We start from the raw sequence: 16,044 nt of genomic DNA, 5'->3' as shown, positions 1-16,044 counted from the left end.
GGAGCATCCTCATGGCGCAACGCCCTCCAACACCTGCCTCACCCCCAACAACAACAAAAAATGCCCCGGATACAACAAATAGGCCCACCGCCGCATCGCCGGCACCCGCCAACCCCGCATCCCACTCAACAGCAGCAACCCCAGCCCCGGCGCCAGCAGGCAAGCGCCAATCCCCCAGCTGGCCAGCGGATTGCCCAGGCGCACCGCCGCAAACAGCACCTCCCACTGATTGCCCGCCAGGCACACCACCCCCGGCAGCACACCGAAGTACCAGGGCCTGCGCAGCACCAGCAGCAAGGCCAACGGCAGCAGCACCCCGAATGCACCGAACATCAGCCACCGCGAGAACCCCACCGCCAGCCCCAGGGCCACCACTCCCAAAACCAGGTCAAGGGCGCCGCGCCGCTGCCAACCCCGCACCACCAGCAACCCCAGCACCAGGGTCGGCAACACGTTCAAGGTGTCCGGGTCGGGAATGAACAACCGATAGGGAATTTCACTCAGCCCGCTGAAGGCCAGCAACCAACCCAGGTAACGCCATTGCCCCGGCCGCCGCTCGGGCCCGGCGCGTTGGAGATTGACCGCCATCGCCAGGCAGAACCAGGGAAACGCCAGGCGCCCGGGCACATACAGCCAGTCCAGCTCCAGGCCCACGTAGCGCAGGTGATCCAGGACCATGCTCAGCAGGGCCAGCCATTTCAGCGCATCCAGGGCGCCATCGCGCGACCGGCGGCCGTCCGTCAATATCGAGTCACGCATAAATCCTCATGTGCCATGCATTATTCCGGGCTAACAGAGCGTGTGCGGGGCCGTTATTCTTGGGTAAAGTGCGCACCATAATCGACCACGGAACTCTCTCATACGGAAGCCGGCCATGACCGACAAGAGCCAACAATTCGCCAGCGACAACTACTCCGGTATCTGCCCCGAGGCCTGGGCCGCCATGGAACAGGCCAACCACGGCCACGACCGCGCCTACGGCGACGACCAGTGGACGGCCCGCGCCTCGGATCACTTTCGCAAACTGTTCGAGACCGACTGCGAAGTGTTCTTCGCCTTCAACGGCACCGCCGCCAACTCCCTGGCCCTGTCGTCGCTGTGCCAGAGCTACCACAGCGTGATCTGCTCGGAAACCGCCCACGTCGAGACCGACGAATGCGGTGCCCCGGAATTCTTCTCCAACGGTTCCAAACTGCTGATCGCAGGCACCGAGAACGGCAAGATCACCCCGGCCTCGATCCGCGAAGTAGCCCTCAAGCGCCAGGACATCCACTACCCCAAGCCCCGGGTCGTCACCCTGACCCAGGCCACGGAAGTCGGCAGCGTCTACACCCCGCAAGAAGTGCGCGCCATCAGCGACACCTGCAAGGAACTGGGGCTGAACCTGCACATGGACGGCGCCCGCTTCTCCAACGCCTGCGCCTTCCTGGGCTGTACCCCAGCCGACCTGACCTGGAAAGCCGGGGTCGACGTGCTGTGCTTTGGCGGCACCAAGAACGGCATGGCGGTGGGCGAGGCGATCCTGTTCTTCAACCACAAGCTGGCCGAAGACTTCGACTACCGTTGCAAGCAGGCCGGCCAACTGGCCTCGAAGATGCGCTTCCTGTCGGCGCCCTGGGTCGGCATCCTGGAAAACGACGCCTGGCTCAAGTACGCCCGCCACGCCAACCACTGCGCCCAACTGCTGGCCAAGCTGGTGGAAGACATCCCCGGCGTGGAGCTGATGTTCCCGGTGCAGGCCAACGGCGTGTTCCTGCAACTTTCGGAACCGGCCATCGCGGCGCTGACCGCCCGCGGCTGGCGCTTCTACACCTTCATCGGCAAGGGTGGCGCGCGCTTCATGTGCTCCTGGGACACCGAGGAAGAGCGCGTGCGCGAACTGGCAGCGGACATTCGCACCGTGATGAGCGCCTGATCCACCTCCCCACCAGAGGGCTTGCTGTGCCGAGGGAGCTTGCTCCCGCTGGGTCGGCGCAGCCGCCCCAATCGCTGCAAGCCTATTTCCCCAGGCAGATCCCGCGCTCAGGGTTTACGGCCGCTGCGCAGCCGAGCGGGAGCAAGCTCCCTCGCCACAACAGCAATCGAGCATCAGTTCACAAATTCCTGAACTGATTATTTGCCTTCGCTGATTCAACATCCGCGTTCCATGTCAGAGACTTCGGGGTCGACCTATAAAAACAAAGGCACCGCCCCATGACGAGTCCCTCCTGCGTCACCGCAAAAGCCCCGCCTGCGACCCTCAAGATCGAAACCCGCTCCATCGACTACGTGCCGCGCAATGAGCGCCACGGCAAGGTCTGGCACCAGGGTCCGTTCTGGTTCACCGGCAATTTCGTCCTCACCACCATGGTCACCGGCTTCACCGGCGCGGCCCTGGGCCTGGCCCTGCAATACGCGATCCTCGCCATCGTCATCGGCGTCTGCCTGGGTACCTTCTGCATGGCCTTCCATGCCAACCAGGGCCCGCGCATGGGCCTGCCGCAGATGATCCAGTCCCGCGCCCAGTTCGGCCTGCGCGGCGCCATCGTGCCCTTCACCGCCGTGGTGTTCGTCTACATCGGCTTCAACGTGTTCAACGTGATCCTGGCCACCGACGCCATCAACACCGTGATCCCTGGCGCACGAGCGCCCTGGTACTCGCTGATGATCGCCATCGCGGTGCTGATCGCGGTGGTCGGCCACGACCTGCTGCACAGCGTGCAGCGCTGGCTGACCTACGTGATGATCAGCGTGTTCGCGGTGCTCACCGTCAGCGCCCTGATGACCCTGCAAGCCGACTCGGCGGTGGCCGATGCGCACTTCTCCTGGTCGGCGTTCCTGATCCAGCTGTCGGCCGCCGCCGGCTACCAGATCAGCTACTCGGTGTACGTCTCCGACTACTCGCGCTACCTGCCGCACCAGACGCCGTCGCGCCAGGTGATTTTCTGGACCTACCTGGGCGCCGCCGGCTCGGCCCTGTGGCTGATGTCCCTGGGCGCCTTCCTGGCCTCGGCCCTACCCTCGCCGGACGCCATCGCCAGCGTGCGTGAAGTGGGCAACCGGCTGATCCCGGGCTTCGGCACCTTCACCGTGCTGATCGCGGTGCCGGCGCTGGTGGGCATCATGGCGGTCAACTGCTACGGCGCCATGCTCACCGGCATCAGCGCCATCGACGGCTTCAAGTCGATCAAGCCCGACCTCAAGAGCCGGGTCGCCGGAATCCTGCTGGTGGCGGCGGTGATCTTCCTGATCGCCCTGAACATTCCCGAGAGCTACCTGGGCAGCTTCAACACCTTCGTGCTGCTGATGCTGTATTTCCTGGTGCCCTGGACCGCCGTGAACCTGGTGGACTTCTACCTGGTACGCAAAGGCCACTACGCCATCAGCGACATTTTCAACCCCGCCGGCATCTACGGCCGCTGGTCCGCCGCCGGGCTGACCGCGTACTGCCTCGGCCTGCTGGCGATGGTGCCGTTCATGTCGCTGAGCTTCTACCAGGGCCCGCTGTCCCTGGCCCTGGGCGGCGCCGACATCGCCTTCGTGATCGGCCTGGCGGTGGCCGGGCTGGTCTACCGGGCCCTGACCCGCAACCTGGACCTGGCGGCGGAGCAACGCGCCATCCAGGCCAGTGAACGCACCCTGGAGGGCGCTGCCCGATGAATACCCCAAGCACCTTGAAAGTGGCCTGCCAGCAACTGGCGCCACGCATCGGCGAACTGGACTACAACCTTGAGCTCGGCGCCACGGCGATCCGCCAGGCCGCGGCCCAGGGCGCCCAGGTGGTGGTGCTGCCGGAGCTGGTGCAGAGCGGCTACCTGTTCCGTGACCGGCAGGAGGCCCTGGCCCTTTCGGAGACCCTGGACGGCCCGACCCTGAACCTGTGGAAGGCGTTGGCCGAAGAGCTGCAGGTGGTGATCGTCGGTGGCTTCTGCGAGCGCCTGGAGCAAGGCCAGGTGGCCAACAGCGCGGCCCTGGTCGAGCCTGAAGGGGCCGTCACCCTGTACCGCAAGGCCCACCTGTGGGATCGCGAGAACCTGATCTTCACGCCGGGCAACGAGCCGCCGCCGGTGGTGGCCACGCGCTTCGGGCCAATCGCCGTGATGATCTGCTACGACCTGGAGTTTCCCGAGTGGGTGCGCCTGCCGGCCCTGGCCGGCGCCGCGCTGCTGTGCGCGCCGGTGAACTGGCCCAACGGACCACGCCCCGCCGGGGAGCGCCCGGCGGAGATGGTCCGGGTGCAGGCCAATGCGGCGGTCAATCGCATGTTCATCGCCGCCTGCGACCGCTGCGGCGAGGAACGCGGCGTGGACTGGGTCGGCGGCTCGATCATCGTCGACGCCGACGGTTATCCGCTGGTCGGCCGCGAGCGGCACACCGGCGCACAGCTGCTGCTGGCGGAGCTGGACCTGGGCCAGGCCTGGCACAAGTCCATCAGTGAACATAACCATGTGCATCTGGACCGGCGGCCGGCGTTGTATTGAGCGCAAGACCTTCTTGCGAGAGCGAGCTGTTTGTGGCGAGGCAGCTTGCTCCCGGCCAGCGCCCTGGTGCGCAGCGCGCCCTCGACCCTGAGCATGCGGTTTGCCTGGGAAATCGGTTTGCAGCCATTGGGGCGGCTCCGCCACCCCAGCGGGAGCAAGCTCCCTCGCCACAGAAGCCGATCAGAACTCCACGCGCACATCGCCCTTGGGCACGCTGCAGCAGGACAGGATGTAGCCTTCGGCTTCGTCTTCCTCGGTGATCCCGCCGTTGTGCTCCATCTCCACCTCGCCGCCCAGCTTGAGCACCTTGCAGGTGCCGCAGATGCCCATGCCGCAGGCCTTGGGAATCAACAGGCCGAGCTTGGCCGCCGCCGCATGCACGGTCTCCCCGGGGGCCACGCGGATGCTCTTGCCCGACGCCGTGAATTCCACCTGGTGCAGGTCGGCGGCATCCACTTCCGGGGCCTCGGCGGCCTGCTCGGCCTGTTCCACCGCATCCGCCCGGGCGTCGGCCGGGGTCGCGCCGAACGACTCCTCGTGGTAGCGGGCCATGTCGAAGCCGGCAGCCTCCAGCAGGCGCTTGACGGCATGCATGTAGGGCGTCGGGCCACAGCAGAAGACTTCCCGTTCGAGGAAGTCCGGCGCCATCAGCTCCAGCATCTTGTGGTTCAGGTAGCCGCGATAACCGGCCCAGGGCTCGCCCAGGCCGTGGCGCTCGCAGATCAGGTGCAGGCTGAAGTTGTCGATCCGCGACGCCATATGCTCCAGCTCGCGGTGGTAGATGATGTCCTTGGGCGAACGGGCGCTGTGGATGAACACCATGTCGACATTGGCATTGGTGTCGTAGAACCAGCGCGCCATGGACATCACCGGAGTGATGCCGACCCCGCCGCTGAGGTAGAGGATCTTCGGATTGGGGAAGTCGATGGCGTTGAACAGCCCCACCGGCCCGTGCACCGCCAACTCCTGGCCCTCGTGCAGGGTGTCGTGCAGGTGGTTGGAGACCTTGCCGCCCGGCACGCGCTTGATGGTCACCGAAAAGCTGTAGGGCACCGATGGCGAGCTGGAAATGGTGTAGGAACGCATCACCGGCAGGCCCTCGATCTCCAGCTCCAGGGTGACGAACTGCCCTGGCTTGAAGAAGAACATGATCGGCTGGTCGGCCATGAAGCAGAAGGTCCGCACGTCCCAGGTTTCCTGGATGACTTTGACGCAACGGACGATGTGACGACCATTGGCCCAGGTCTGGGTGGTTACCGGGTTGAGGAAGGTGTTGGACATGCTGTTCTCCACGGCCGACTGTCGGCGTCTTGCCAGCGATTCTGCGTAAGGCGCCTGGGCCCCGTTTACCTATCTGCGACATTCACATGCTTATCGCGACCAGCCCCCAACTACCGGGCCCACGGCGTCGGGAACAGATTGGGCCATGTCGCCCATGGATAAGGTTCGAGGCGCCTGCGGACCCACACTCGCCCCACGACAACCGCTGATTTTTCGTGACTTGCGTAGCACCCACCGTAGCCACTCTCCAATACGCCGGCCGCATCGAACGGCCATGAGGACTTGAATGATGGACGTCACTACCCTGAGCCTGGGCGATCCACTGGAACCCGCACGCAAGGCCACCGCGCAGATGCTGCAGGAACGCGAGCGGACCTTCTCGCTGCCGCAACCCTTCTACTGCGATCAACGGCTGTTCGATATCGACATGCAGGAGATCTTCCACAAGGAGTGGCTGATCGCCGGCATGACCTCGGAGATTCCCGCCAAGGGCAACTTCATTACCCTGCAGATTGGCAAGAACCCGATCATCGTCATCCGTGGCGCCGACGGCGTGGTCCATGCCTTCCACAACGTCTGCCGGCACCGCGGCTCACGGTTGTGCACCAGCGACAAGGGCAAGGTGGCCAAGCTGGTCTGCCCCTACCACCAGTGGACCTACGAAGTGGATGGTCGCCTGCTGTTCGCCGGCACCGAGATGGGTGCCGACTTCGACATGAAGCAGTACAGCCTCAAGCCGGTGCAGGTGAAGACCGCCGGCGGCTACATCTTCATCTCGCTGGCCGAGAACCCGCCGGCCATCGATGACTTCCTGGCGACCCTGGCCCACTACATGGAGCCCTACGACATGGAGAACACCAAGGTGGCGATTACCACCACCTTGATGGAGAAGGCCAACTGGAAGCTGGTGCTGGAAAACAACCGCGAGTGCTACCACTGCAATGCCTCGCACCCGGAACTGCTGAAAACCCTGCTGGAGTGGGACGACGTCACCGACCCACGGGCCGACCAGGCCTTCAAGGATCACGTGGCCGCCTCCGCCGCCGCCTGGGAAGCCGAGAAGATCCCCTACGCCCACGCCAGCTTCGGCCTGCGCAACCGCATCGTGCGCATGCCACTGCTCAAGGGCACCGTGTCCATGACCCTGGACGGCAAGCAGGGCTGCAAGAAACTCATGGGCCGGATCAAGAACCCGGACCTGGGCTCGATGCGCATCCTGCACCTGCCCCATTCGTGGAACCACTGCATGGGCGATCACATCATCGTGTTCACCGTGTGGCCGATCAGTGCCCAGGAAACCATGGTCACCACCAAGTGGCTGGTGCACAAGGATGCCGTGGAAGGCGTGGACTACGACGTGGAGCGCATGCGCCAGGTGTGGGACGCCACCAACGACCAGGACCGGCGCCTGGCCGAAGAGAACCAGCGCGGCATCAACTCCACCGCCTACCAGCCAGGGCCTTACTCCAAGACCTACGAGTTCGGCGTGGTCAACTTCATCGACTGGTACAGCGAGCGCCTGCTCAACAACCTCGGCGCGGAACCGGCGCCCTACCTCAAGGGCGTGCCGGTCACCGGCTGAGCTGCGCACGACCGCAACGCGGGCGCAATCCCGCAGACCCTGAAGGCCTAGCGGCCTTGTCGCAGCCTCGCAAGCTCGGCAGCGGCTACACGATTCATCCCTGTAGCCGCTGCTGAGCGCCAGCGAAGCTGCGCACGACCGCAACGCGGGCGCACATCCGCGGTATCAGACCAGGGGCCAGCGCACCGTGCCCTTCTCGCTGACGAACTGCTCGGTGATCTGCGCTCCCTGCAGTTTCACCCGGGCATAACCATTGAGCACCCGCAGCGGGTAGTTGGCATCGCCGGCTTTCTGGGTTTCCGACCACAACACCCCGGGCGCGCCATCCAGCTCGCTGGCATCGCCATAGGGAATCGCCCCGTGGCCGACACAGCGGCCATTCATCACCCCCATGCCCTGGGGGTCGGTCCTGGGTGCGTAGAAAATACCGTTGTGCAGGTGCCCCCAGTACCAGTAGTCCGGCGCGCGGTTACCCAAGGCCTTGCACACCTGGCTGTACAGCGCGGTCGCGGTCTGGCCGGTGATGTCCAGGCCCTGGTGATGGCTGAGCAGGATAATCTGCCGCCCCTGGCCATGGCTGGCCATCAAGTCCGTGAGCCATTGCTCCTGGACGGCATTGAGGTTGCCGTCCATGTACAGCTGCATTTCATCGGAGGCGTAGGCGGTGTCCAGGCCGATGACCAACCAGTGGCTGTTGAACAGGGCGAAATAGCTGGTGTCCTGCTGGTCCGGGAACAGGGTGTGGATTTCATCGAAGTAACCATGGGCGCCGCTGTACATCTCATGGTTGGAGTTGAGGCTGAAGGAGGCCTGGCTGCCCATCGCCCAGGACGCCAGGTTGTTCTTTTCGTCACTGTCGGTGCCGGCGTAGTACACGTCCCCCAGGTGGATGCTGATGTCGGGCCGATCCTGGGTGATCAGGTCGGCCACCCGCTGCGCCGCCGACTGGGTTTCGAAGTAGCCGGTGCCCCAATCCCCGGCCAGGTCCAGCAGAACCTCATCGGCCATCTCGACCAGCGCCGGCGTAGTACCAAAGGTGGCGTGATCACGCAGGTTCTCGATCCAGGCCACCAGGGCTTCGCTCCACTTCAGGTCCAGCAGTTCCCACTTGCGACAGCCCAGCAGGCTGCCATCCTTGAGCACCTGGGTCGCCAGCTGGTCCACCGATTGCGGCAGGGGCTGGGCCGCGCCCAGGTGCAGCACCGACATGCCATGGGCCAGCTCCCAGGGTACGGGCGCCTGCCCGGGAGGCAGCTCGCCGTGGGCAATGGCGTATTGCGCCTGGTCGTGGGCACGCTGGATCAGGTCGAGGATGGCTTGCAGCTCCTTGGGTTCGAGTTGGTTGCGCAGTTTCTTCCAGGCCAGGTCGAACCGCGCGACCAGGCCCTCGACCTGGGCTTTCACCCGGTCCAGTTCATGTTCCAGACTGCTTGCCAGTGACATGGCGGTGTCCCTCCTGGTGGTCCTGCGGCGGCAGGGCTGCTCGCCTCACAGGGTCTTCATGTATTCGATCAACTGCCATTTCTGCTGCTCGGAAAGCTGCGTGCCATACAGATGACCGCCATTGCCGTTGCCTTCCAGATGGGTGTCGTACTTGAAGTAGCCCGGCCCCTGCACCGTCGGGCCGCTGGTGATGAACCCGACCTTCTGCGGGTCGTAGACATCCGAGCCGGTGTAGAACACCTGGGGCCGTTGCACCGGCACCTGCAGCAAATCCCACAGGCTGGGCACCGAACCGTTGTGCAAGTACGGCGCGCGCAGCCAGATGCCATCGGTGGGGGTGTTGCTGTAGCTCTGGGTCTTGCGGTAGGCACCAAAGTCGAAGGGCGGTTTCTTGAAACCATGGAACGCCTGGACCAACCCCGTGGTGAAGGAGTCCAGGCGATGGGGATCGGTGCCCAGCACTTGGATGTTGGTGGTCACCTGGCCGGTGTCGGCCTTGCCGAAATCATGGCAGCCAGCGCAATTGGCCTCCCACAAGGGTTTGCCCTGGACCGCCCGGGCCTGGTCGATGGCGAACGGCCAAGCCGGCGGCTTGTGCCCCAGCAGCCAGTGGGTGACCCGGTCGAAGCTTGCCGGCAACACCGATTCGGGCGTCGCGCCCACGGCCATCGCCGCGGCATAGTTGCGCTCGCGAATCTGGTTGTTGTTGCCATCCCAGTGCAGGTACATCGACTCCCGAGGCTTCTGGTTCCAGATCTGTGGCAGATCCACGGTGCCGATGGTGGAGTCATCGGGGAAACCGAACACCACCATCTTGGTCGGATTGAAGGTATCGGTGCGCCCCGGGCCTTGCTGCGGCCGAAGCTTCTGCCAGGCGTAGGCCTGCTTCTGCTTGAGCAGCGCGCTCTTGGCCATGGGCATGATCAGGTAGCGGTTGTACAGGCGCTCGATGAAGCCCAGCTGGAACTTGGCGTTGATCGCCGTCATCAGCGCATCGACGGTGAATGCCGGATCGCTGGCGCAATCGTAGGCGAACCACTGGAAGGCCTGGAGCTGCATCAGGTTGGCCGGGGCGGTGGGCACCACCTGGGACACATCACTGGCCGTGGCGCGATAGGCGCCGGTATGGCACAGGGCGCAATTGGGTTCCACCGTCGGGTAGCCCAGCTGTCGCTTGGCCATCCCCACCGGCAGGTCGCGACCGTTCTCGTAGAGGAAACCGAAGACTTCGTAGCCACCGGGCCGGGGCAGTTTCTTCGGGCACAGTTGCGGCAGCACGGCGAACAGGTAGTAGGGAATCCGCGCCTCGATCCCCAGGCCGATGGCCGCGTACTTGAAGTGATCCTCGTCGGAGGCCTCCGGCGGCTGCGGCACCTCGCGCAGCATGTTGACCCAGGTTTCATACCCGACGAATCCCAGCACCAGCAGCACCACCAGGCTCGCCACGCGAAAGCCGTGGTGGCGCCACCGGCTTGCCCAAGCCCGGCACCCAGCATGCAGCCCGGCCTTGAGCAGGGCCCAGGGCCGATTGGCCGGGGCACTGCCCAGGTACAGCAGGATGCCCAGCACCAGGAACATGCCCAGGTCGCCCATGAGCATGGGCACGAACACTTGGGACTGGTTGCTGGTGTCGATCAGGTAGATCCAGAACACCACGGCCACCAGCCGTGACAGCACGCAGAGCCAGGAATGCACCACGTAGCGCGGCGCATTGAAGCCCGAGGGCATGTAGAACAGGCTGATGCCTACCAGCAGCATGCCGGCGTTCTCCAGCCAGGGATCGGACAGCACCGGCGGCAGGCCGACCACCGCGGTCAGCAGGGCCGGGGCGAACAGCGCCGGCAGGGCGAACACCATGTTCATGGCGATCCCCAGCCAGATGAAGCGTTGGAACCAACGGATATAAGTGTTCATCCCTCTCACCCTTGCCTGAATGCTCCTGAAGCCACTGGCGACGGCCGCTCAACCCAGGGCGGTCTTCTCCAGATGCGCCAGCATCAGCGGGTACACATCCACCACCGCGTTCTTGCCGAAGATGCAGTCGATGTGCCCGTAGCCCGGCACCACATGGCGGCTGAACAGCTCGGGGCCATGCATCTGGCACAGGCGCTCGTAGGTTTTCTGGGTGCTCTGGGGCAGGTAGCACTGGTTGTCGGCACCGCTGATGAAGCAGATCGGCAGCTTCAGCCGATCGAAGTGCGGCATGTAGACGTCCTGCCCCTTGAAGTCCACCAGATGCCCCTTGCGGCAGATCAGCGCCAGGTGCTCGAAGGTCTGGATGTTGGATTCGCCGAACAGCTCGTGCAGGTTGTCGTGCAGGCTCTGGTTGAGGGTGTCGTGGCGATACAGCGAGGCGTACATGAAGGTGATGCGATGGCACACCGGGTTGGTGCAGTAGCCCTGGGCCTCGATCCGCGCATAGCCGTTGAGGGCCTTGTCGTAGAGCTTGTTGAACCAGCTTTCCTTGCTATCGGCATAGGCCGTCAGCGACTTGATGCCGATGGCATCGAGCACCCCCGGCAAGTGCAGCCCGGCCTTGATCCCGGTGGCGGTGGCCACCACGGTGTCGGCGGCGATCTGCGAGCAGACCACCGAGCGCACGTGCTCCAGGCCCGCCAGCAACGACATGAAGAAGGTGGTGGCGCCATAGCAGTGCACCACGCACTGCACATCCCGCGCGCCCGTGGCCTGGCGGACCTGGGCGATGGCGGCCTTGAAGTCGTAGGCGGCAATCTGGTCGCCATTGCACTCCTGCTTGCTCGCCGGCAGCAGGATGCTGACCCGAAAATCCAGGAGCCAGACGTCATAACCGTACTTGCACAGGTACTCCAGCAGATTGGTCTGGATGGTGTCGGTGGAGAAGATGTTGGAGCCCACGCCCAGGCCATGGACCAGCATCACCGGGCCCTTCTTGCCGGCCTGGTAGCGGGTCAGGCGCAGTTGCACGCGGTCTTCGGTCTCGAAGAACTGCACGCTCGGCGCGGGTGCGGCCAGCGGCCGCTTGACCCGTGGCGGAGCGTCGGGGTTGAAGTAGATATCGCCGGCGAACACACCGCCGTAGCTTTCCCAGAGGATCCCGGCGAAGAACTGGCCGAAACGCGCCAGGGCCTCGATGCGCTCGCGCTCATTGCGGGCATTGAGCACCTTCATGGTGGTCATCTGCCGGGCGAAGTCCGCCGGCTGGATGTGCATCACTCCCGAACCCAACACCGGCCCGCTCTTGTCCTGGCCGCGGTAGAGGGTCACGTAGAGGGTGCTGGTGTCGGGCCAGATGTTCAGTACGCCGTTGTCCTCGGGCACGGTCTTGAAGGCGCTGAAGTAGTAGTCGCTGCCATCCTCGGCGCTCAGGCGCATGTCATAGTCCATGTGCCGTACGCCCACCTGCTGCTGGTATTGCTCGAACAGGTTGAACACCCCATGGCTGGCCACCAGCGGCTGCGCCGACAGCATCGGCGCCTCGAGGGTGCCCACCAGCGTTGCGGCGTGCTCGGGTTCCTTGATCATCCGGTTGAGGTCGTCCGCGGTGATGGTCAGGGTGAACTCGATGGGCGAGTTCTGCTCTTCGCCACGCTTGGCCGCCGCTTGATAGAGCGTCAGGTCGGTGCCCTGGGGCTGGGTGAAGGCGGTGGAGAAAAACCCCTTCATGGTCTCGGTGAACTGCACCCCCAGGGTCGGTGCCGCAACCGGCTTGCCAGGGGCCGAAGGCAGGCGATAGTCGATCTTCCAGCCGCGGTCCTCGGCCAGCAGTTGCATGTTGCGCTCGCTCACCGCCGAGATGGTCAGCAGCGGATTGACCGCCAGGGAAGTAGGAATCACCGCGCCATCGGCCACATAGAGCCCGGGATAGACCTCGCTGCCCTGGGTGCCGCTGAACACCTGGCCCTTGTGGTTGACCACGCCCTGGCTCGCATCCTCGCCCATCACGCAGCCACCCAGGGGATGGACCGAGACGATGCTGTGCTTGAGCAGCTTGGTCCAGATCGGGTTTTCCACCCAGACCCCGCCCAGGGCCCGGGTGCTCTGGTGCAGACGCTCATTGCCCAGCACCACGTTGGGTTGCTCGCCCACGCCCGGCCAGTCGATGCGCAACTGGTCCTGGGGGTCCAGCAGCATGCGCCCACGCCCGTTGTCGTGGCTCATGATCAGGTAGGTCTGCATGCTGTGCAGGGCCCCGTGGTAGGGCCCGCGCAGGAAGCTTTCGGCCTCGCGTTCCTTGTAGCCCAGCTTGCCGCTGAGGCTGTTGTCGGTGGCCTGGCCCAGTGTGCTGGCAAACAGCGCCATGCTCGGCACCATGGCCTGGCCCAGGGCGCCGGGGATCGAGCCTTCTTCGATCACCATGCGGCTGGTGCGGTCGCCCTCGGTGCGCATGTCGATCACCGAGGTGATGCATGGGCCCACGGGTTTCAATTCGCTGGCCGGGTGAGTGCCAAAACCGATGCCGTTGATCGGTTGCTCGCAGTTGTGACCGAAGCCGAGGATGTCGCCGTTGCCACTCATGTGCTCGCCCAACTGGGCCGACGTGGCCAGGCCCTTGGCCCGCGAACGCAGGAGAATCTCGGTGGAGCCCAGGGTTCCGGCGGACACCACGACAATATCGGCCTTGACGAACAGGGTCGGTGCCGAGAATTTCTCGCGACCGCTGTCCAGGTACTGGAAGTGCACGATCCAGCCATCGCCGTCGCGCTCCAGATGCCGGACCTGGGCCTGGCAGAAAATCTCTGCGCCATGGTTGCAGGCGTCGGGCAGGTAGTTCATCAAGGTGGTGTTCTTGGCCTTGTTGTTACAACCCGAGACGCAGTCGCCGCACTGGTTGCAGGGCAGCTGCTCGACCCCGACATGGTTGAGGTTGTTGGGCAGCTTGTTGAAGGTCACATTGATCGGCGGCTTGTAGAAGTGCGCGCCCTGCTTGAGGTAGTCCGCGGACTTGCGGTGGGCCTTGAGCTTGTCCAGGGCCGGCGCCGAATCGGGATAGGGGTTGGGCTTGAGCATCTCCCGGGCCAGGGCGAAGCCCTGCTTGAGCAAGGTATCGCGGTGGTCGCGCACCGCCTGGGGCCAGCGTGGGTCGTCGAATACCCCGGGCTCGGGTTCCAGGGCGACGTTGGCGTTGATCAGCGAAGTGCCGCCCAGGCCGCAGCCGACCACCACGTTCTGCTGGGCATTGACGTGCAGGTCGAACAAGCCGGTGCGCGAACCAATGTGCCCGTCGGGATCGTGCACCTGCAGTTCTTCGGTGGCGCTGACCAGGGTGTTGGGAAACTCCCCGGGACGGATCTCCCGCCCGCGCTCCAGCAGGCACACCCGTCGCCCGGCCCGGGACAGCCGCGAGGCAGCGATGCCGCCTCCATAACCGGAGCCGATGACGACGACGTCGTAGTGTTCCTGGATCTCGCTGATGGGGGTGGCGATCCGAGTCATGACAGAGTTCCTCTCAGGCAGAAGGGGCGACTCTCTGGCCGCCTCCGTTAGGTGAAGCCGATCGCGCAGCAGGCAGCCGGACAGGCAGGCGCTGCGCCAGAAACACAAACCGTGGAATCAGTGATGGAGTCGGGGTCGGAGGACAGCCGCTGGGGGCTATAGGCGCGCGCGCTGGTTGGCAGCACGACGGCGAGTGCGGCGCAGGTAGGTCCCGCCGCTGGAAGCCTGTGATGAACGACAATCCATTGCCTGCGCTCCCTGGACCGGATGTGGATAAGTGACGAACCGGTCCCCGTGGCATCAGTCAAGACAGGCCACTTGCCAGTGTCAAGGCAGGCATTAGAACTGTATGAAATTTGATCTATTGCCGTACACGCTATGGATTGCAAGGGCTGCAGCGGTCAGCGAACAACTTGTCCACAGCTTGGCCCACAGCAATTGTGGGCAAGTTCAGTGGGGGTGGGGATATTTCGCGGGGAAAGACCAGGAAAATCCATGGGTTATGCAAGGATGGCGCATAACCCAGCCTTTGATCAATTATTGAACAATCTCACGAAAGCCATACATGCCGTGGCTTTCAGCACTGGGCGAACACCTTATCCACAGATCGACCAACAGACTTTGGGGGCAACTGGCCCACAGGCACCCCAGGCTTGTGGAAAACCTTGAAAACCCGGAAAAGCCGGGCCTTGAATGGCTACAAAGGAGGGAAAAGAGCAGGTTTGTGCGTTTTTTGATCAAACTACTACAAGCCACGCCCTGTAAGGCCCGCAGCCCTGAGCAAACAACTTATCCACAAAAGCGCCAACAGAGTTTGGGGGCAACTGCTGTACAAAACTCCCCTGCGGTCACTGCCGCCTCCCGGAAAAAAGCCCGAAAAAACCTCGACTTAGCCTGGTCAAATTTTGCACAACGGGCTACAGGGCTTGGCGGGCGTGGGCTGGAGCAAGGCGCGAACATCTTATCCACAGAGCCGCGCACAGGGATTGTGAGTAACCGTAAAAGCAGGACTGCAAGCCACGCTCACGCAGGAGCAGCCGGTCGACGCTCGATTGCTCGCGATAGCGGTAGTGCGACGGGTGCAGCCCTAGCGGACCACCCCCTCCTCCACCAGCAGCTTGAAAATGGCCTCGGCCCCGGCTTGCGCGCTGACGTCCTTGAGCACCTGGCCGGTGCCGCCGCTGGCCTTGGCCGTGGCGGCTTTCATGCGGTCGGCGCCACTCTTGGCCTTGATCACCTTCAACCGCTTGGGCCGTGGCCGGGCCGGCTGCAGGCTGGCGCCGGTGAACAGCTCGTCCTGCACCACCATGACCTGATCGGCCCGCAAGACTCCGCGCCGGGCCGGGCCGTAGGCACTCTGGCGCGGCTTGGGGGCGGCGTTATCCACAGTGGCCAGGAACGGCAAGCGCACCTTGAGCCGGCGTCGCTGCCCCCGAGGCAAGGCCTGCAGCACATGGGCCACGCCATCCTCCAGGGATTCCACCTGGGCCAGCCCCACCACCAGCGGCCAGCCCAGGTTTTCCGCCAGCAGAAACGGCAGCATGCCCGAACCTTCGCCGGTTTCCGCCTGGCTGCCGGTGAGCACCACCTGGGCCCCGGCATGGCGCAGGTACTGGGTCAGGGCTGGCAGCGCATCGGCGCCCGCCGGCTGCTCCAGTACATGCAGCTGCTCCAGGCCCATGCCCAGGTAGGCGCGCAGGGCCGGTTCGGCGATATCGCCGGCATGCAGCACCTGCAGTTGTCCACCGGCCAGTTGCAGGCCCAGTTCCACGGCCCGGGCATCCTGTTCGGCACGCCGTGGCCGACCGGAGGTCGGATGCGCGCCAATCGATACCAGGCTGATCACGTTGCTGTTCATAAGGG

At 64.5% G+C, this 16,044-nt stretch carries 10 protein-coding genes; 4 read left to right on the top strand and 6 right to left on the bottom strand.

The features are described from left to right. Positions 1-9 precede the first annotated feature (9 nt). Positions 10-759 (bottom strand): TraX family protein, encoded by a 750-nt coding sequence (locus tag LGQ10_RS21690; protein ID WP_226523152.1) that lies wholly within the window; start codon positions 757-759, stop codon positions 10-12. Between the two features lie 115 nt (positions 760-874). On the opposite strand from LGQ10_RS21690, the gene LGQ10_RS21685 reads away from it, so the two are divergent. The 3 genes from LGQ10_RS21685 (at position 875) to LGQ10_RS21675 (ending at position 4,460) form a co-directional block, all read left to right on the top strand. Next, a complete protein-coding gene (locus LGQ10_RS21685; protein WP_226523151.1) occupies positions 875-1,915 on the top strand; it encodes a low specificity L-threonine aldolase in 1,041 nt (346 codons plus the stop codon). A 278-nt stretch (positions 1,916-2,193) separates the two neighbouring features. Further along, positions 2,194-3,639 (top strand): purine-cytosine permease family protein, encoded by a 1,446-nt coding sequence (locus LGQ10_RS21680; protein ID WP_226523150.1) that lies wholly within the window; start codon positions 2,194-2,196, stop codon positions 3,637-3,639. After that, positions 3,636-4,460, top strand: coding sequence for a nitrilase-related carbon-nitrogen hydrolase (locus tag LGQ10_RS21675; RefSeq protein ID WP_226523149.1), 825 nt, complete (start codon positions 3,636-3,638; stop codon positions 4,458-4,460). Before LGQ10_RS21680 ends, LGQ10_RS21675 begins: the two co-directional genes overlap by 4 nt. 180 nt (positions 4,461-4,640) lie before the next feature. On the opposite strand, the gene gbcB is transcribed toward LGQ10_RS21675, so the two are convergent. Then, on the bottom strand, positions 4,641-5,741 hold the full coding sequence (gene gbcB / locus LGQ10_RS21670) for a glycine-betaine demethylase subunit GbcB (RefSeq protein ID WP_226523148.1): 1,101 nt from the start codon (positions 5,739-5,741) through the stop codon (positions 4,641-4,643). 289 nt (positions 5,742-6,030) lie between these two features. On the opposite strand from gbcB, the gene gbcA reads away from it, so the two are divergent. After that, on the top strand, positions 6,031-7,323 hold the full coding sequence (gene gbcA / locus LGQ10_RS21665; protein ID WP_226526178.1) for a glycine-betaine demethylase subunit GbcA: 1,293 nt from the start codon (positions 6,031-6,033) through the stop codon (positions 7,321-7,323). 165 nt (positions 7,324-7,488) lie between these two features. Here the strand turns inward: gbcA and LGQ10_RS21660 are convergent, their stop codons facing one another. The 4 genes from LGQ10_RS21660 to LGQ10_RS21645 form a co-directional block, all read right to left on the bottom strand. Beyond that, a complete protein-coding gene (locus LGQ10_RS21660; protein WP_226523147.1) occupies positions 7,489-8,766 on the bottom strand; it encodes a metallophosphoesterase family protein in 1,278 nt (425 codons plus the stop codon). Between the two features lie 45 nt (positions 8,767-8,811). Continuing rightward, complete coding sequence (locus LGQ10_RS21655) at positions 8,812-10,680, bottom strand: hypothetical protein (protein WP_226523146.1); 1,869 nt, start codon at positions 10,678-10,680, stop codon at positions 8,812-8,814. A 48-nt stretch (positions 10,681-10,728) separates the two neighbouring features. Then, a complete protein-coding gene (locus tag LGQ10_RS21650; protein ID WP_226523145.1) occupies positions 10,729-14,181 on the bottom strand; it encodes an alpha/beta fold hydrolase in 3,453 nt (1,150 codons plus the stop codon). A 1,087-nt stretch (positions 14,182-15,268) separates the two neighbouring features. Beyond that, positions 15,269-16,039: an electron transfer flavoprotein subunit beta gene (locus LGQ10_RS21645; RefSeq protein ID WP_226523144.1), complete on the bottom strand. Its 771-nt coding sequence runs from the start codon at positions 16,037-16,039 to the stop codon at positions 15,269-15,271. Positions 16,040-16,044 lie beyond the last annotated feature (5 nt).

This window comes from Pseudomonas sp. L5B5 (assembly GCF_020520285.1).
Classification (GTDB): Bacteria; Pseudomonadota; Gammaproteobacteria; order Pseudomonadales; family Pseudomonadaceae; genus Aquipseudomonas.
This window is presented reverse-complemented; position numbering and strand designations above follow the sequence as displayed.